General features: G+C 71.3%; 16 protein-coding genes and 1 pseudogene. 9 read left to right on the forward strand and 8 right to left on the reverse strand.

What is annotated here, in order from left to right; all coding sequences use genetic code 11:
* Positions 1 to 139: 139 nt before the first annotated feature.
* Genes ASC98_RS23250 through ASC98_RS23265 form a run of 4 tightly spaced genes read left to right on the forward strand, consistent with a single transcriptional unit; the run spans position 140 to position 4,214 of the window.
* The gene (locus tag ASC98_RS23250) at positions 140 to 841 is read left to right on the forward strand and encodes a serine aminopeptidase domain-containing protein (RefSeq protein WP_056814939.1); all 702 of its coding nucleotides are present in this window, start codon (positions 140 to 142) and stop codon (positions 839 to 841) included.
* Between the two features lie 55 nt (positions 842 to 896).
* The gene (locus ASC98_RS23255; RefSeq protein ID WP_235581365.1) at positions 897 to 1,406 is read left to right on the forward strand and encodes a GNAT family N-acetyltransferase; all 510 of its coding nucleotides are present in this window, start codon (positions 897 to 899) and stop codon (positions 1,404 to 1,406) included.
* Positions 1,407 to 1,425: 19 nt separating this feature from the next.
* Complete coding sequence (locus tag ASC98_RS23260; RefSeq protein WP_056814944.1) at positions 1,426 to 3,150, forward strand: acyl-CoA synthetase; 1,725 nt, start codon at positions 1,426 to 1,428, stop codon at positions 3,148 to 3,150.
* Entirely contained in the window at positions 3,147 to 4,214 is a 1,068-nt protein-coding gene (locus ASC98_RS23265; RefSeq protein WP_056814947.1) for an aldo/keto reductase, read from the forward strand. The genes ASC98_RS23260 and ASC98_RS23265 overlap by 4 nt, the downstream gene beginning before the upstream one ends.
* 40 nt (positions 4,215 to 4,254) lie before the next feature.
* Here the strand turns inward: ASC98_RS23265 and ASC98_RS23270 are convergent.
* Together ASC98_RS23270 and ASC98_RS23275 are read right to left on the reverse strand one after the other, a co-directional pair.
* A pseudogene (locus ASC98_RS23270) lies at positions 4,255 to 5,253 on the reverse strand (thioredoxin family protein); the annotation flags it as partial.
* A 105-nt stretch (positions 5,254 to 5,358) separates the two neighbouring features.
* Positions 5,359 to 6,381 (reverse strand): alpha/beta fold hydrolase, encoded by a 1,023-nt coding sequence (locus ASC98_RS23275; protein ID WP_056814954.1) that lies wholly within the window; start codon positions 6,379 to 6,381, stop codon positions 5,359 to 5,361.
* A gap of 160 nt (positions 6,382 to 6,541) precedes the next feature.
* On the opposite strand from ASC98_RS23275, the gene ybaK reads away from it, so the two are divergent.
* From ybaK to ASC98_RS32175, 5 genes are all read left to right on the forward strand, one after another.
* Entirely contained in the window at positions 6,542 to 7,033 is a 492-nt protein-coding gene (ybaK, locus tag ASC98_RS23280) for a Cys-tRNA(Pro) deacylase (protein ID WP_056814957.1), read from the forward strand.
* A 44-nt stretch (positions 7,034 to 7,077) separates the two neighbouring features.
* Positions 7,078 to 7,791: a glycerol-3-phosphate 1-O-acyltransferase PlsY gene (gene plsY, locus ASC98_RS23285; RefSeq protein ID WP_056814960.1), complete on the forward strand. Its 714-nt coding sequence runs from the start codon at positions 7,078 to 7,080 to the stop codon at positions 7,789 to 7,791.
* A complete protein-coding gene (locus tag ASC98_RS23290; protein ID WP_047587532.1) occupies positions 7,788 to 8,147 on the forward strand; it encodes a RidA family protein in 360 nt (119 codons plus the stop codon). Before plsY ends, ASC98_RS23290 begins: the two co-directional genes overlap by 4 nt.
* Positions 8,148 to 8,242: 95 nt before the next feature.
* The gene (gene hemP, locus ASC98_RS23295) at positions 8,243 to 8,464 is read left to right on the forward strand and encodes a hemin uptake protein HemP (protein ID WP_056814963.1); all 222 of its coding nucleotides are present in this window, start codon (positions 8,243 to 8,245) and stop codon (positions 8,462 to 8,464) included.
* Between the two features lie 98 nt (positions 8,465 to 8,562).
* Positions 8,563 to 10,146: a methyl-accepting chemotaxis protein gene (locus ASC98_RS32175; RefSeq protein ID WP_056814966.1), complete on the forward strand. Its 1,584-nt coding sequence runs from the start codon at positions 8,563 to 8,565 to the stop codon at positions 10,144 to 10,146.
* A 361-nt stretch (positions 10,147 to 10,507) separates the two neighbouring features.
* On the opposite strand, the gene ASC98_RS23305 is transcribed toward ASC98_RS32175, so the two are convergent.
* From ASC98_RS23305 to ASC98_RS23330, 6 genes are all read right to left on the reverse strand, one after another.
* Entirely contained in the window at positions 10,508 to 11,140 is a 633-nt protein-coding gene (locus tag ASC98_RS23305; RefSeq protein ID WP_056814970.1) for an L-threonylcarbamoyladenylate synthase, read from the reverse strand.
* Between the two features lie 11 nt (positions 11,141 to 11,151).
* On the reverse strand, positions 11,152 to 12,078 hold the full coding sequence (locus tag ASC98_RS23310; protein WP_056814973.1) for a DMT family transporter: 927 nt from the start codon (positions 12,076 to 12,078) through the stop codon (positions 11,152 to 11,154).
* Between the two features lie 10 nt (positions 12,079 to 12,088).
* A complete protein-coding gene (locus ASC98_RS23315) occupies positions 12,089 to 12,961 on the reverse strand; it encodes a 3',5'-nucleoside bisphosphate phosphatase (RefSeq protein WP_056814977.1) in 873 nt (290 codons plus the stop codon).
* A 64-nt stretch (positions 12,962 to 13,025) separates the two neighbouring features.
* Complete coding sequence (locus ASC98_RS23320; protein WP_056815391.1) at positions 13,026 to 14,132, reverse strand: PQQ-dependent sugar dehydrogenase; 1,107 nt, start codon at positions 14,130 to 14,132, stop codon at positions 13,026 to 13,028.
* 5 nt (positions 14,133 to 14,137) lie between these two features.
* On the reverse strand, positions 14,138 to 15,862 hold the full coding sequence (recJ, locus tag ASC98_RS23325; protein WP_056815394.1) for a single-stranded-DNA-specific exonuclease RecJ: 1,725 nt from the start codon (positions 15,860 to 15,862) through the stop codon (positions 14,138 to 14,140).
* 8 nt (positions 15,863 to 15,870) lie between these two features.
* Complete coding sequence (locus ASC98_RS23330; RefSeq protein WP_056814980.1) at positions 15,871 to 16,803, reverse strand: hypothetical protein; 933 nt, start codon at positions 16,801 to 16,803, stop codon at positions 15,871 to 15,873.
* Between the last annotated feature and the right edge of the window lie 54 nt (positions 16,804 to 16,857).

Below are 16,857 nucleotides of genomic sequence, written 5' to 3' on the forward strand. Positions count from 1 at the left end.
CGTGGACATCGGCTCGGCAGCAACGGTCGTCGCTTTCACCGGCGTTCTCGCCTATGCGGCAGCGTGCCTCTGGTTCGCGCACCGTCACACACGGGCCCGTCCGAAGCCGCCGGCTCGCGGCGCAGCAGCCCTTGACCGGGTGAGTTTTGCAGCCCGCGACGGCAGCGCCCGCGTCTGCGGCGAGTACCTGCCGGTGCCGGCCGGCCGCGCGGCGGTGGTGCTGGTGAACGGCCGCGACGGCCGGCGCAACCGCGAGCTGGCGCAGGCGCTGCGGGCACAGGGCCTGTCGGTGCTGGCCATCGACCTGCGCGGGCGCGGCGGCAGCAGCGCCCACCGGGGCAGCTTCGGCCGCCGCGAGCGCCACGATGTGCTCGGCGCGGTCGACTACCTGCTGGAGCGCGGTCACCCGGCGGGACGCATCGGCGCGATGGGCTCGGGTGTCGGCGCGAATGCGGTGCTGGGGGCCGCGGCCGACGAGCCCGCGATCCGCGCGGTGCTGGCCGAGGGCACCGGCTCGACCCTCGATCGCGCACTGCGCCGCCAGTGGCAGGCGCTGCCGCAGATCGCCAGCGCGCTGGCGCCGGGCGTGCAGGCCGCCGCGTGGTGGCTGGGCAGCGCCGCCGTGGACGACGACTGGCTGCGCCGGCGCATCGGCACGCTGCGGGGCCGGGCGCTGCAGCTGGAGTCCGGGCGGGCTGCTGCCGGCGCGACGGCGGCGCACACGGCGCGCATCGCCGCCTTCTTCTGCCAGCACCTGATGACCCCGCGCACCGTCTGCGTGATCTGGCCCGAACCGGCCCGTGCCGCCCCGGCCGTGGCCTGGGAGCGGCTGGCCGCCTGAACGGGGGGAGGGCCTTCGGGGCGCGACGGGGTCGCGGGCCTGAGACAATCGCCGCATGCCCACCTCTTCGATGCCGCTCGACGGCAACCCCGCCTACGCGCTGCGACCCGCCGAACTGCGCGACGTCGTGCCGATCGTCGGCCTGATCCGCGAACTCGCCGAGTTCGAGAAGCTGACCCACCTGCTGCAAGTCACGCCCGAGAAGCTGCGGCCGAACCTGTTCGGCGAGAAGGCCGTCGCCGAGGCGATGGTCGCCGAGGCCGACGGCGAGGTGATCGCCTTCGCGCTGTTCTTCACCAATTTCTCGACCTTCCTGGCCCAACCCGGGCTCTACCTCGAAGACCTGTATGTGCAGCCCGCGCACCGCGGCGCGGGTGTCGGCGAGGCCATGCTGACGCGGCTGGCCCGCCTGGCGGTCGACCGCGGCTACGGCCGCTTCGAATGGAGCGTGCTCGACTGGAACGAGAACGCGATCCGCTTCTACGAGCGCATGGGCGCGACGGTGATGCCGGACTGGCGCATCTGCCGCATCACCGGGGAAGCCCTCGCGCGCTTCGGCGCCTAGCGTCATAAGCTTCGCGCCCATGCGCGAAGCCGATTCCTACGCCACCCTTCATTCGTCCTTCCGCTGGCAGGTGCCGGCCGACTTCAACATCGGCGAGGCCTGCTGCGGCCGCTGGGCCCGCGAGACGCCGGATGCGATCGCGATCCGCCACGAACGCGAGGACGGCACCCGCCGCACCTGCAGCTACCGCCAGCTGCAGGCCCGCTCACGGCGGCTGGCGGCCGCGCTGCAGCGGCTGGGCGTGCGGCGCGGCGACCGTGTCGCCATCGTGATGGCGCAGCGCATCGAGACCGCGGTCGCGCACATCGCGCTGCACCAGCTGGGTGCGGTGGCGATGCCGTTGTCGGTGCTGTTCGGCCCCGAGGCGCTCGAGTTCCGGCTGCAGGACAGCGAGGCCTGCATCGCGATCGGCGACGAAGCGTCGATCGCCGCATTGCGCGCGGTGCGCCCGCAGTGCCCGTCGCTCGCTTCGTTGATCGCGGTCGGCGTGGCGGCAGCCGGTCCGGGCGAGGTCGACTGGGATGCACTGCTGCAGCAGGACGAGGCCGGCTTCGTGCCGGTCGCGACGCGCGCCGCCGACCCGGCGATCCTGATCTACACCAGCGGCACCACCGGCCCGCCGAAGGGCGCGCTGCTGCCGCAGCGGGCGCTGATCGGCAACCTGAGCGGCTTCGTCGCGAGCCAGAACTGGTTTCCGCGCCGCGACGAGGTGTTCTGGAGCCCGGCCGACTGGGCCTGGACCGGCGGGCTGATGGACGCGCTGCTGCCGACGCTGTACTTCGGCCGCGAGATCGTCGCGTACCAGGGCCGCTTCGGCCCGGAGAAGGCCTTCGAGCTGATGGCGCGCTACGGCGTCACCAACGCCTTCCTGTTCCCGACCGCGCTGAAGGCGATGATGAAGGCCGTGCCGTCGCCGCGCGGGCGCTACGCGCTGCGCCTGCGCGCGGTGATGAGCGCCGGCGAGGCGGTCGGCGATGCGGTGTTCGCCTGGTGCCGCGAGCAGCTCGGCATCACCGTCAACGAGATGTTCGGCCAGACCGAGATCAACTACGTGGTCGGCAACTGCACCGAAACCCTCGATGCCGAGGGCCGCGCGCAGCCCGGCTGGCCGGCGCGCCCGGGCAGCATGGGCCGGGCCTACCCCGGGCACCGGGTGGCAGTGCTCGACGACGCCGGCCGCGAATGCCCGCGCGGCACGCCGGGCGACGTCGCGGTGCACCGCCGCGACGTGCACGGCGACCCCGACCCGGTGTTCTTCGTCGGCTACTGGCGCAACGACGGCGCGACGCGCGCCAAGTTCACCGGCGACCCGGACGACAGCTGGTGCCGCACCGGCGACACCGCGCTGATGGACGACGACGGCTACCTCTGGTACCAGGGCCGCAGCGACGACGTGTTCAAGGCCGCGGGCTACCGGATCGGGCCGAGCGAGATCGAGAACTGCCTGGTCAAGCACCCGGCGGTCGTCAACGCCGCGGTCGTGCCCAAGCCCGATCCCGAACGCGGCGCGCTGGTCAAGGCTTACGTGGTGCTGGCGCCCGGCGTGGCCGGCGATGCCGCGTTGGTCGAGCGGCTGCAGGCCCATGTGAAAGGCCGGCTCGCGCCATACGAGTACCCGAAGGAGATCGAGTTCATCGACGCGCTGCCGATGACGACCACCGGCAAGGTGCAGCGGCGGGTGCTGCGGCTGCAGGAAGAGGAGCGCGCACGGGCTTCCGGATTTCTCCCTAAACTTGCCCGATGACCACCTTCACCACCCTCCCGCTCGGCCGCAGCGACCTGCGCGTCACCCCCGTCTGCCTCGGCACGATGACCTTCGGCGAACAGGTCGACGAAGCCGCGGCGCACCGCATCCTCGACGAAGCCGTCGCGCGCGGCATCAACTTCATCGACACCGCCGAGATGTACGCGGTGCCGACGCGCCGCGAGACCTACGGCGCGACCGAACGCATCATCGGCAACTGGTTCGCGGCCCGGCCCGGCGTGCGCGGCAAGGTGGTGCTCGCGACCAAGGTGGCCGGCCCCGGCCGCAGCATGGACTGGGTGCGCGGCGGCAGCGCGAACCTGCGGCCGGCCGAGATCGCGCAGGCCTGCGACGACAGCCTGAAGCGGCTGCGCACCGATGTGATCGACCTCTACCAGATCCACTGGCCGAACCGCAATGTGCCGACCTTCGGCGCGCTGTACTTCGACCCGTCGAAGGACGCCGAATTCAGCAGCATCCACGAGCAGCTGCAGGCGCTGGCCGGGCTGGTGAAGGCCGGCAAGGTGCGGCACATCGGGCTGTCGAACGAGACGCCGTGGGGCGTCGGCGAATTCCTGCGACTGGCCGACCTGCACGGCCTGCCGCGCGTGGCCACCGTGCAGAACCCGTATGCGCTGACCAGCCGCGCGCTCGACAACGGGCTCGACGAGACGCTGTACCGCGAGCAGGTCTCGCTGCTCGCCTACTCGCCGCTGGCGTTCGGCGCGCTGACCGGCAAGTACGACGAGATCGGCTTCGACGCCGCCGACAAGCCGGGGCGGCTCGCGATCTTCGACGGCATGAAGAAGGGCCGCTGGGGCCGGCCCGAGGCGCTGGCCGCCGCGCGCCTGTACAACGCGCTGGCGCGCCGCCACGGGCTGACGCCGACGCAACTCGCGCTTGCCTTCGTCTACCGCAGCCGGCGCGTCGCAAGCACCATCATCGGCGTCACGTCGCTCGCGCAGCTGGACGAGAACCTGGCCGCGTGGGACACGACGTTGCCGCCCGAGCTGCTGGCCGAGATCGACGCGATCCGCTGGACGCACCGCGATCCGGCACAGTGAGTCCGGCGGGCTGAACCGCGGACGATCCCGGCGCGGCGGTTCAGCCGAAGGTGAACGCGAACGCGCGCACCCCGGCATCGAGGAAGCGGATCTCGATCGTGCGGTCGCCGATGCGGCCCTGCTGGCGCACCAGCTGGTACAGGCGCTCGCCGTCGATCACGCCGTTGCCGGCGGCATCGGTGTCGACGCCGTGGTCGGCGCCCGGCGGCTTGCCGTCCAGCGTCAGCTGGAAGCGCAGCGGCTTGCCGGCCCACCCGCGGCCGAGCACGAGGTGCAGGTCGCGCGCATGGAAGCGGTACACCACGCTGCCGCCGGCGCGGTTCAACTCGGCGAACTCGGGCCGCACGGTCCACTCACCCGACAAGCCCCATTGGTTCAGCCGCGGCGTGCCCGGCGCATAGGCATGGGCGCTGTCGAGGACGAGGCCGCCTGGCGACGCGAAGCCTTCGGCCTGCTGGTAGCCGACGTAGGTCTCCGACGACTTCGCGTTGCGCATGTCGGGCGGCAGGCCGACGCCGCTGGCGTCGAGCGCGGCCGGCGACACCGGCTTCAGCGCCGCTGCGGGGCCGGCCTCCTTCAGCAGCGACTGGATCGCCTTCTCGGTCGCGTCGAAGTCGCCTTCGCCGTACTGCTGGTGGCGCACGCGGCCCTGCGCATCGACGAGGTAGAACGCCGGCCAGGCCCGGTTCTGGAACGAACGCCAGATCGCGAAGTTGCTGTCGATCGCGACCGGGAAGCCGATCTTCAGGTCCGTGGTGGCCCGTTGGACGTTCGCGAGGTTCTTCTCGAACGCGAACTCCGGCGTGTGCACGCCGACGACGACCAGCCCCTGGCCGGCGTAACGCTGCGCCCAGGCCCGCACGTGGGGCAGCGTGCGCAGGCAGTTGATGCACGAGTACGTCCAGAAGTCCACCAGCACGACCTTGCCGCGCAGCGACTCGAGCGTCAGAGGCGGCGAGTTGAGCCAGCCGACGGCGCCGGCGAGGCTGGGCATCGGCGGCTCGGCCGCGCGGGCGGCCGGCAGGGCGAGACAGGCGGCCAGCACGGCCAGCAGGGTCAGCGGCCGGCACAACGAGGTGATGCGGTGGAGGATGGACATGGCGGTCAGTGTGGAGGAAGAAGCACGGAAATCGAAGGGAGGTGCTCAGGCCTTGGCCACGTCGATCACCGCCTGCGCGAACGCGCGCGGTGCTTCCTGCGGCAGGTTGTGGCCGATGCCGCCCGACAGGTTGCGGTGCTCGTACGGTCCGCTGAACTTGCCGGCGTAGGCCGAGGGTTCCGGGTGCGGCGCGCCGTTGGCGTCGCCTTCCAGCGTGATGGTCGGCACGCCGATGCGCGGCGCGGTGGCCAGCTTCGCCTCGATCTCGTCGTACTTCGATTCGCCGGCCGCGAGGCCCAGCCGCCACCGGTAGTTGTGCACCGCGATCGCGGTGTGGTCGGGGTTGTCCAGCGAGCGGGCCGAGCGCTCGAAGGTCGCGTCGTCGAAGCGCCACTGCGGCGAGGCGGTCTGCCAGATCAGCTTCGCGAAGGCATGGCGGTTCGCGTCGTAGCCGCGGCGGCCGCGCTCGGTCGTCAGGTAGAACTGGTACCACCACTGCAGTTCGGCGGCCGGCGGCAGCGGCTGCTGGGCCGCCTGCAGGTTGGTCAGCAGGTAGCCGCTGACCGACACCAGCGCCTTCGTGCGCTGGGGCCACACGGCCGCGATGATGCAGGCGGTGCGCGCGCCCCAGTCGCAGCCGGCCATCACGGCCTTGTCGATCTTCAGCGCGTCCATCAGCGCGATCGCGTCCTGCGCGATGGCCGCTTGCTGGCCGTTGCGCGGCGTGTCGGTCGACAGGAAGCGCGTCGTGCCGTAGCCGCGCAGGAACGGCACGATCACGCGCCAGCCGGCCGCGGCCAGCAGCGGCGCCACGTCGACATAGGTGTGGATGTCGTAGGGCCAGCCGTGGAACAGCATGACCACCGGGCCGTTGGCCGGGCCGGCTTCCGCATAGCCGACGCTCAGCACGCCGGCGTCGATCTGCTTCAGCGGGCCGAACGAGGTGGCGCTGCCGGGCGCCGCCTGCGCGGCGGAGGCCGGCGCGATCAGGCCCAGTTGTGCGGCGCCGAAGGTGGCCGCTGCGGCGCCGAACAGGTGGCGGCGTTGGAGATCGATCTTCTCGGACATGGCGAACCTCTTGTGTTGAAGACGGGTTGAAGGACAGGCCTCATTGAGCCGGCCCGACGTATCCACGGTGTGTCATGAACGCGGCCGTTTTGTCCCGCGCCGTGTCGTCGCCCGGTCCGGACAAAGAGCGATACAAACCGGATTCCCTACACTCGCGGCCATGGCACGCAAGGACCACGCTTCCGAAACCCCCGCGACGCAGCTGCTGCGCAAGCACGGCATCGCGTTCACCGAGCACCTGTACGACTACGTCGAGCACGGCGGCACCACCGAATCGGCCCGCCAGCTCGGCGTCGACGAACACCATGTCGTCAAGACGCTGGTGATGGAGGACGAGAGCGCCGCGCCGCTGATCGTGCTGATGCACGGCGATCGGCAGGTCAGCACGAAGAACCTCGCGCGGCAGATCGGCGCGAAGAAGGTCACGCCGTGCAAGCCCGAGGTGGCGCAGCGCCACAGCGGCTTCCTGGTCGGCGGCACCTCGCCATTCGGCACCCGCAAGGCGATGCCGGTGTATGTGGAGGCCAGCATCCTCGAGCTGCCCGGCCTGTACATCAATGGCGGGCGCCGCGGCTACCTGGTCGGCATCGCGCCCGCGGTGCTGACCGGCCTGCTCGGCGCGAAGCCGGTGCAGTGCGCCGGTGCAGAATGAGCGCCCAGCCGCCAAGGTAACCACAACAGCACGCCAAGCCCCCCATGGAGACTCTCTACACCGTTGCCGCCGTGATCGCGGCCTACCTGATCGGCTCGCTGTCGTTCGCCGTGATCGTCAGCCGGGCCATGGGCCTGAACGACCCGCGCAGCTACGGCTCGGGCAACCCGGGCGCGACCAACGTGCTGCGCTCGGGCAACAAGACCGCCGCGATCCTGACGCTGCTGCTCGACGCGCTGAAGGGCTACGTGCCGGTGCTGCTGGTGGTGCTGTTCGGCGCGCGCTTCGGGCTGCGCGAAGGCACCGTCGCGCTGGTCGGCCTCGCGGCCTTCGTCGGCCACCTGTGGCCGGTGTTCTTCCGCTTCCAGGGCGGCAAGGGCGTGGCCACCGCGGCCGGCGTGCTGCTGGCGTTCAACCCGTGGCTGGGCGCGGCGACGCTGCTGACCTGGATCATCATCGCGGGCTTCTTCCGCTACTCGTCGCTCGCGGCGCTGGTGGCCGCGGTGTTCGCGCCGTTCTATCAGCTGCTGATCTGGGACGGCGGCCCGCTGGCCGGAGCGATCGTCGTGATGAGCCTGCTGCTGGTCTGGCGCCACCTTCCCAACATCCAGAAGCTGATCGCCGGCACCGAGAGCAAGCTCGGCAGCAAGAAGAAGGCGCCGGCCCAGGCCGGGCCGGCCGACCAGGCGGCCCGGCATGCCGCCAAGCACGCCCACAAGCACTCCCACAAGCATTCCGACCACGGAGCCAAGTCATGACCCACGCCGTACGGCGTTTCCACGTCGAGGACCGCTATTCCGACATGGCCATCCACCACGGCACGGTCTACCTCGCCGGCCAGGTGCCCGACGACACCACGCAGGACATCCGTGGCCAGACCCGGCAGGTGCTCGCGATGGTCGACCGGTTGCTGGCCGAGGCGCACACCGACAACGCGCACATCCTGATGGCGCAGATCTTCCTGGCCGACATGGCCGATTTCGCCGGCATGAACGAGGTCTGGGACGACTGGGTCGCCCCCGGCGACGCCCCGCCGCGCGCGACGGTGCAGGCGAAGCTCGCGAACCCGGCCTACCGCATCGAGATCGTCGTCACCGCGGCACTGAAGGTCTGATTCCCCGCGCTGCCGGGCGAAAGCCGGGCCGGCGCAGGGGGTTTGTCGCCCAGGGGGCTTGTAGATGCGAACGGTTCGCATTTAAACTCAAGCCCATGCACACCTCCACCTTCCCGTCCGCCGCCGCGCAGGCCTTGCCCGCGGCGCCCGCCCGTTCCCTTCGTGCGCAGCCGGCCGGCGGCAGCACGACGGGGCCGGTCCGCTGCATCTCCAGCGCGCAGATCCTCGACGGCGAGACGGTCGTCGAGATCGAACACGACGGCATGCGCTACCGCCTGCGACAAACCTCGCTCGGCAAGCTGATCCTGACGAAATAGGGGTCGTTCGTCCTCAAGTCGGCGCGACCGGGCGCCGATAGCCTGCTGATCCCGTCGCGGCCGCCCAGGCCGTGCGGGCGAATCAGGAGACAACAAGCATGAAATTCGTCAACCGGATGAAGATCGGGACGCGGCTGGGCCTGGGTTTCGGCGTCGTGATCCTGCTGCTGGTGCTGATCACCGGCGTGTCGGTGTGGCGCATCCGCGCCATCAATGCGGCCACGGTCGAGATCGTCACTGAGGGCTACGGCCAGATCGCGCTCGCCACCGAGATCGACCGCGCCGTCAACAAGCAGGCCAACCACCTGCGCAGCGCGGTGCTGGCCGTCGGCGACGAGGCCGAGGTCAAGGGCTACATCACGAAGGTCAGCGAAGCCACGCGCGAGATCTCGCAGCTGCGCGAGAAGCTGGCCGCGACCGGCGCGTCGCCGAAGGGCGACGAGCTGCTGAAGGCGCTGCAGGAAAGCGGCGACGCCTACGTCAAGAAGCGCCAGAAGGTCGTCACGCTGCTGCAGGCCAACCTGCCCGATGCCGCGCGCAATTTCCTGCTGAAGGAAGTGCGGCCGCTGCAGGACGCCTACCTTGCCGCGTCGCTCGACATGGTGCGCTTCCAGGAATCGCAGATGCAGGCGGACGCGCAGCAGGCGCAGGCCTCCGGCCGCGCGGCGATCGTCACGACGCTGGTGCTGGCCGGCGTGGCCGCGCTGTGCGGCGTCGCGATCAGCCTGGTCATCAGCCGCTCGATCACCGGCGCGCTGCGCCGCGCGGTGCAGGTGGCCGAGACGGTGGCGGCCGGCGACCTGACCTCGCGCATCGAGGTGCACGGCGGCGACGAGACCGGCCAGCTGCTGGGCGCGCTGCAGGTGATGAACGACAGCCTGGTGCGGGTGGTCGGCGCGGTGCGCGCCGGTTCGGACAGCATCGCGACCGGTTCGAGCGAGATCGCCGGCGGCAACGCCGACCTGTCGCAGCGCACCGAAGAGCAGGCCTCGAACCTGCAGCGCACGGCCGCATCGATGGAGCAGATCACCGCGACGGTGCGGGCGAATGCCGACACCGCGCGGCAGGCCACGCAGCTCGCGAGCTCGGCCCGCCAGGTGGCAGTGCAGGGCGGCGACGTGGTCGGTCGGGTGGTGACGACGATGGAGGAGATCAGCGCGAGCTCGCGCAAGATCAGCGACATCATCGGCGTGATCGATGGCATCGCGTTCCAGACCAACATCCTCGCGCTGAACGCGGCCGTCGAAGCGGCCCGTGCCGGCGAGCAGGGGCGCGGCTTCGCGGTGGTGGCGGCCGAGGTGCGCTCGCTGGCACAGCGCTCGGCCCAGGCGGCCAAGGAGATCAAGGCGCTGATCGGCGCGAGCGTCGAGAAGGTCGCGGCCGGCACGCAGCTGGTGGGCGACGCCGGCGTGACGATGACGGACGTGGTCGCGCAGGTGAAGCGGGTGGCCGAGCTGATCGACGAGATCAGCAACGCGACCGGCGAGCAGACGGCGGGCATCGGCCTGGTCAGCGATTCGGTGATGCAGATCGAGCAGGTGACGCAGCAGAACGCGGCGCTGGTCGAGCAGTCGGCCGCGGCGGCGGACAGCCTGCAGCAGCAGGCGGCACGGCTGGTGGATGCGGTGCGTCAGTTCAAGCTGAAGGACGACGGGTTGCTGGTGGGTGCGGCGGCTGCCTGAGGCGTTCTTGTGCCTCGCGCGCGCGGTGCGGGGCGGCAGGGGGCGGTCGGGCGCTGGGGCTCATGCCGGGGCGGTCGACGCCCCCTGGCGGGGGCGCCGACTGCACGAAGAAGATCGGCTTCGGGGATGCATCGGCAAACTCCCTCCGCTCGCTTCGCTCGCTGTGGTCAGACAGTGCCGATGAGTCAGTCCACGAAGCGCGCTGGCGCGCGCCATCCCCAAAGCCGATCTTCTCCGTCGCCCCAGAAATCGCCCCAGCGCCCGACCGCCCCCTGCCGCCCCGCACCACGCGGACCGCTTGTGTTCGTGGCGGCAACCGCTTGTTGTCGACGGGACGGTTGGTGTGAGGTGAAGGTGGCCGTCAGGCCACCGGCAGGCCGAGCAATACGGGGTCGCCTCGGCCCAGGCGGAACAGCACCGGCTCGTCCGTCGTCAGGTCGACCACCGTGGTCGGCTCGCGCGGGCAGGCGCCGGCATCGACCACCGCCTGCACCCGGCCCGCGAAACGCTCGCGGATCTCGTCGGGGTCGTTCAGCGGCTCGGTCTCGCCTTGCGCGATCAGCGTCGTCGACAACAGCGGCTCGCCGAAGATGTCGAGCAGCTGCTGCAGCATCTTGTGGTCGGGCACGCGCAGGCCAATGGTGCGTCGCGACGGGTGCGAGACGCGTCGCGGCACTTCCTTGGTCGCTTCGAGGATGAAGGTGAACGGGCCCGGCGTCGCGTGCTTCATCAGCCGGTACTGCCGGTTGTCGACACGGGCGTAGCTGGCCAGTTCCGACAGGTCGCGGCACAGCAACGTCAGGTGGTGCTTGTCGTCGACGCCCCGGATGCGCCGCAGGTTCTCGGCCGCGTTCTTGTCGTCGAGGTGGCACACCAGCGCATAGCTCGAATCGGTGGGCACCGCGGCAATGCCGCCGTCGTGCAGGATCTGCGCGGCCTGCTTCAGCAGGCGCAGCTGCGGGTTCTCGGGGTGGACTTCGAAGAGTTGCGGCATGGGCGGCGATGCTAATCCGCGATCGTGTCGGCCGCCACTGTCGATGTCGCGGGGTGCGACGCGGTCTTTCGCATGTTCAGCCACGCGCTCGCGGCACCGCACACCGCGATCACGCCCATGCCGACCCAGGCCCAGCCGTCCGGCACGTAGCGGAACACCAGCCAGCTGACCGCCGCCGCGACGCCGATCTGCAGGTAGATGAACGGCATCAGCGTCGCCGTCGGCGCCAGGCCCAGCGCGAGGATCAGGAACAGGTGGCCGACGGTGCCCAACGCGCCGATCGCCAGCAGCAGCACCAGGTGCCGCGGCGGTGCGGCCAGCAGCGTGCCGTCGGTGTCGATCGCGCTGAAGAACAGCAGCGGCGTCAGCACCAGCGCGCCGGTCAGGCCGGTGTAGAAGTGCGTGGTGTAAGGGCTCTCCAGCACTGACAGCTTGCTGGTCAGCACCTGGAAGCTGGCGTAGGTCAGCGCGCCGGCCAGCGGGAACAGCACCGCCCAGCCGAACAGGCCGCTGCCGGGGCGGATCACGATGACGGCGCCGGCGAACGCGGCGCACACCAGCGCCCAGCGCGGCGCCGACACGCGCTCGTGCAGCACCCAGGCGGCCAGCAGCGTCACCACCACCGGCGTCAGCATGTTGATCGCGGTGAACTCGGCCACCGGCATCCGCTGCACGCCGAAGAAGCTCAGCGCGCTGGTCGCCAGCAGCAGCGCGCCGCGCGCCAGCTGGAAGCGCGGGTGCTCGGTGCGGAAGCCCGCGGTCTTCGAGCGCAGCAGCCAGACCCCCATCGACACGGCCTGGAAGGCATAGCGTGCCCACAGGATCAGCAGCACCGGGAGGAAGGCGCCGAGGTACTTGATCGTGGTGTCCATGGTCGCGAAACACAGCGCGGCCAGCGCGATCAGCGCGATGCCCCGAGCAGGGCGGTGTCCCTTCACGAAAGCAGGCTCACGACGGCAACTGCACCCGCTCGGCCAGCGCTTCCCACACCGGCGACAGCTGCCCCGGCAACGGCGGCAGCGTGCCCAGGTCGACGTGGCTCTCGTCCGGACTGTGGAAATCGGACCCGCGCGACGCCAGCAGCTCGAACTCGAGCGCCATGTCGGCGTACTTGATGAAATCGGCGCCGGAGTGGCTGCCGGTGATGACCTCGACCGCGCGCCCGCCGTGCGCCTTGAATTCGGTGAAGAGCGCGTACTCCTCGTTCGCGGTGAACTTGTAGCGCCCGGGGTGCGCGATCACCGCAATGCCCTGCGCCTCGCGGATCCATCGCACCGCGTCGCCGAGCTTCGCCCAGCGATGCGGCACGAAGCCCGGCTTGCCTTCGACGAGGAACTTGCGGAACACCTCGTGCGTGTCCTGGCAGACACCGCTGTCCACCAGGTGCCGCGCGAAGTGCGTGCGCGAGATCAGCTCCGGGTTGCCGACGTATTTCAACGCGCCGTCGTAGGCCCCGGGGATGCCAACCTGCGCCAGGCCGGCCGCCATCTCGCGGGCGCGTTCCTCGCGGCCGCCGCGGGTGGCCGCCAGGCCGGCGGCGAGTTGCGCATCGTCGGCATCGAAGCCGAGCCCGACGATGTGCACCGTCAGGCCTGCAAAGGTCACCGAGATCTCGGCACCGGTCAGGTAGGGCAGGCCCAGCGCCTGCGCCGCCGTCCGGGCACGCTTCAGGCCGCCGACCTCGTCGTGGTCGGTCAGCGCCCACAGCTCGACGCCGTTGGCCTTCGCGCGCGCCGCGAGCTCCTCGGGCTGCAGCGTGCCGTCCGACACGACGGAATGGCAGTGCAGGTCGGCGTTGGTCCAGACAGCAGGTTGGCTCACGTCGCCATTGTAGGGAGCCTGGTCAGGCTGCCTCACCGCAGGGGTAAGCCCCCACCCGTTCGCCTCAGGGCACGACGCGCAGCACGCGGCCGGGGTTGTTGTCGGTCAGCAGGTAGAGCAAGCCGTCCGGTCCCTGGCGCACGTCGCGGATGCGCTCGTGCAGGTCGGTCAGCAGCCGCTCTTCCTTGACGACCTTGTCGCCGTCGAGCTGCAGCCGCACCAGCATCTGCCCGGCCAGCGCGCCGACGAACAGGCTGCCCTTCCAGCCGGCGTAGCGATCGCTGGTCAGGAAGGCCATGCCGCTCGGCGCGATCGACGGCACCCAGTACGTCAACGGCTGCTCCATCCCCGCCTTGGCCTTGCCCTCGCCGATCGCCGCGCAGCTGCCGTACTCGCAGCCGTAGGTGATCACCGGCCAGCCGTAGTTCCTGCCGGCCATGTCGAGGTTGACCTCGTCGCCGCCCTGCGGCCCGTGCTCGTGCGTCCACAGCGCACCGGTCCACGGGTTCAGCGCGGCGCCCTGCAGGTTGCGGTGGCCGATGCTCCACAGCTCGGGCCGCGCACCGGCCGTCCTGACGAACGGGTTGTCGGCCGGCACGCCGCCGTCGGCGTCGATGCGCACCACCTTGCCGAGGTGGTTGCCGAGGTTCTGCGCATCGTCGCGCCGCAGGTAGCGGTCGCCGAGCGTGACGAACAGCCGGCCGCTGCGGTCGAACACCAGCCGCGAGCCGAAGTGCGCGGTGCTCTTCACCTTCGGCAGCTGCCGGAAGATCACGCTGACGTCGGTCAGCCGCTCGCCCTGCAGCCGGCCGCGCGCGACCGCAGTGCCGTTCTTGTCGGCCTCGCTGCGGCTGCCGGCTTCGGCATAGCTCCAGTAGACGAGTCCGTTGCTGGCGAATTTCGGGTCGAGCGCGACATCGAGCAAGCCACCCTGGCTGCGCGCATCGACCGCCGGCAGGCCCTGCAGCGGCTCGCCGAGCCGGCCGTCGGCGGCGACGATGCGCAGGCGGCCGGGCCGCTCGGTGACCAGCATGCGGCCGTCCGGCAGGAAGGCCAGGCCCCACGGGTTCTCCAGCCCGGTGGCCACCGGCACCACGTCGACCGCATGCGCCGCACCCGTCGCCGCCGACATCGCCACCGACATTGCGCCCACCAGCGCCGCCCGCCTCATCGCGTTCATCCCGCTCCTTCCACGACCATCTGCACCCGCTGCTGGCCGTTGTAGTCGTCGACGCGCAGCTGATACGCCAGCCGCACCCGCGCGCCGACCGGTTCGGTGTGGCCGAACCAGATCGCGTCGCGCAGCGCGCCGGCATGCCGTACCGACAGCTTCAGGTGCTTCTCGCCGACCAGCCGCTGCGACACCACCTCGACCTCGTCGCAGAACAGCGGCGGCTCGAAGGCCTGGCCCCAGACCTGCGCATCGAGCGAACGCACCGTCTCGGCATTGAAGTACTCGGCCGGCAGCGGCCCGTCGGTCAGCAGCGTGCGCGACAGCGTCGCCGCATCGAGCCATTCGTGCGCGACCTGCTGCAGCGCGCCGTCGAAGGTGTCGAAATCCTCCTCGGCCAGCGTGCAGCCGGCCGCCATCGCATGCCCGCCGAAGCGCTTCAGCACGCCGGGGTGGCGCTTGGTGACGAGGTCGAGCGCGTCGCGCAGGTGGAAGCCGGGGATCGAGCGGCCCGAGCCCTTCAGCAGCCCGTCCTGGCCGAGCGCGAACACGAAGGTCGGCCGGTGCAGCCGGTCCTTCAGCCGCCCGGCGACGATGCCGACCACGCCTTCGTGGAACTCGGGGTCGTAGAGGGCCAGCGCCGGCGGCGCATCGCCCTCGGGCATCAGCATCTCGAGCATGGCCTCGGCCTGCTCGCGCATGCCAGCCTCGACCTCGCGGCGTTCGCGGTTGATGGTGTCCAGCGTCTGCGCGAGTTGCGCGGCGCGCGCCGGGTCGTCGGTCAGCAGGCATTCGATGCCGAGCGACATGTCCGACAGCCGGCCGGCCGCATTGATGCGCGGCCCGAGCGCGAAGCCGAAATCGAAACCGCTGGCACGCGATGCGTCGCGCCCGGCGGCGCTGAACAACGCGGCGATACCCGGGTGCATGCGGCCGCTGCGGATGCGCCGCAGGCCCTGCGCGACCAGCCGGCGGTTGTTGGCATCGAGCCGCACCACGTCGGCCACGGTGCCGAGCGCCACCAGGTCGAGCAGCGCGTCGAGCCGCGGCTGCTGCTCGGCGCTGAAGGCCCCGCGCGCGCGCAGTTCGCTGCGCAGCGCGAGCAGCACGTAGAACATCACGCCGACGCCCGCCAGGTTCTTGCTCGGGAAGCCGCAGCCGGGCTGGTTCGGGTTGACGATCACGTTCGCGTCCGGCAGCACGATCTGTTCGCCTTCCTTCGCCGGCAGGTGGTGGTCGGTGACCAGCACGTCGAGGCCGAGCGCGCGGGCATGCGCGACGCCGGCGAGGCTCGCGATGCCGTTGTCGACGGTGAGCAGCAGGTCGGGCCGGCGGTCGGGCCCTTGGCCGAGCGCCAGGTCGACGATGGTCGGCGTCAGCCCGTAGCCGTGTACCGCGCGGTCCGGCACCACGTGCTGCAGCGTGGCGGGCGCCGCGCCGAGCAGCGCGAGCCCGCGCAACGCGACCGCGCAGGCGGTGGCGCCGTCGCAGTCGTAGTCGGCCACCACGCAGATGCGCTTGCGCGCCGCGATGGCATCGGCCAGCAGCACCGCGGCGGCCTGTGCACCGAGCAGCTCGGTCGGCGGGATCAGGCGGGCCAGGCCGTCGTCGAGTTCGTCGTTGCTGCGCACGCCGCGCGCCGCGAACAGCTGGGCCAGCAGCGGGTGCACGCCGGCCTGCTCCAGCGCCCACACGCTGCGCGGCGGGGCGTCGCGGCGCGAGATCCGCAGCTCGGCCATCACAGCGCCTCCAGCAAGGCCAGCGGCGACGATCCGCCGAAGCGCCGCGCCAGCCGCGCGAGAAAGCCTTGCGACTGCGCCTGCAGCCGCTGCGCGAAGCGCTCGCCGCACAGCGTCAGCGACACCGCCTCGCCGGCATCGTGGCGCTCCAGCAGCTCGCGCACCGGTCCGGCGTCGAGCGCGCGCCAGGCCTCCGCCCAGTCGCCCCAGTTCTCGCCGAGCAGCGGCGCGCGCAGCCGCGGGTCAATGACGAGGCCGGCGGTGGCGGCCGCCGGCTGGCGGCGCCCGCAGCCGCTGAGCCAGAACGAGTTGACCGGCATCATGCTCATCTCGGCGCGGTGGTCGTTCTCGGGCTGCTGGTACAGCATCATCTGCACCTCGTTCTGCAGCCGGCGGACCGCCTTGGCCTGCGGGTGGTCGGGCATCCACAGGTCGAGGTTGCGGCCGATCACGCGCTCGAGCGACGCGGTGGGCAGGCCGTCGAGCGACGCGTGCGATGCATACCAGCGCAGCGGCGAGCCCCAGCTCAGCTGCCAGCCTTCGCCCTCGAACAGCGGCCGCACCGCTTCGAACAGCGCATGCGATTCGGTGGCGCTCAACCGCAGCTGCTCCGGGTAGCCGACGCTGACGTGCTCGGCGCCGACATGCCAGTGCACCGGCGTCAGCAGGCCCCAGGGTGCGTCGCCGACCGGCACGCCGTCGGCCGCGGCGGCCTGGGCGGCCCACGGCAGGCAGCCGTCGGCGCCGTGCCAGCCCAGCAGCTGCGCGTGCGCCTGTTCGGCCGGCGTGCTCAGCGAGTATTCGTCGGTGCCCAGCCGCTCGGCGGGCACCATGCGCGGCAGCAGGCGCTGCAGGTGGGGAAGGGCGAGGCCGCGTTGGGCCGGCAGGCCAGCGTCCGAGAGCGTGCTGGCGTAGGGGATCAACAAGTGCATCGGGCGATTATCGGCGGCGCACGCGTCACCGGGCCGTCATGCCCTTGCCACCGC

It is taken from the genome of Rhizobacter sp. Root1238, assembly GCF_001425825.1.
GTDB lineage: Bacteria > Pseudomonadota > Gammaproteobacteria > Burkholderiales > Burkholderiaceae_C > Rhizobacter.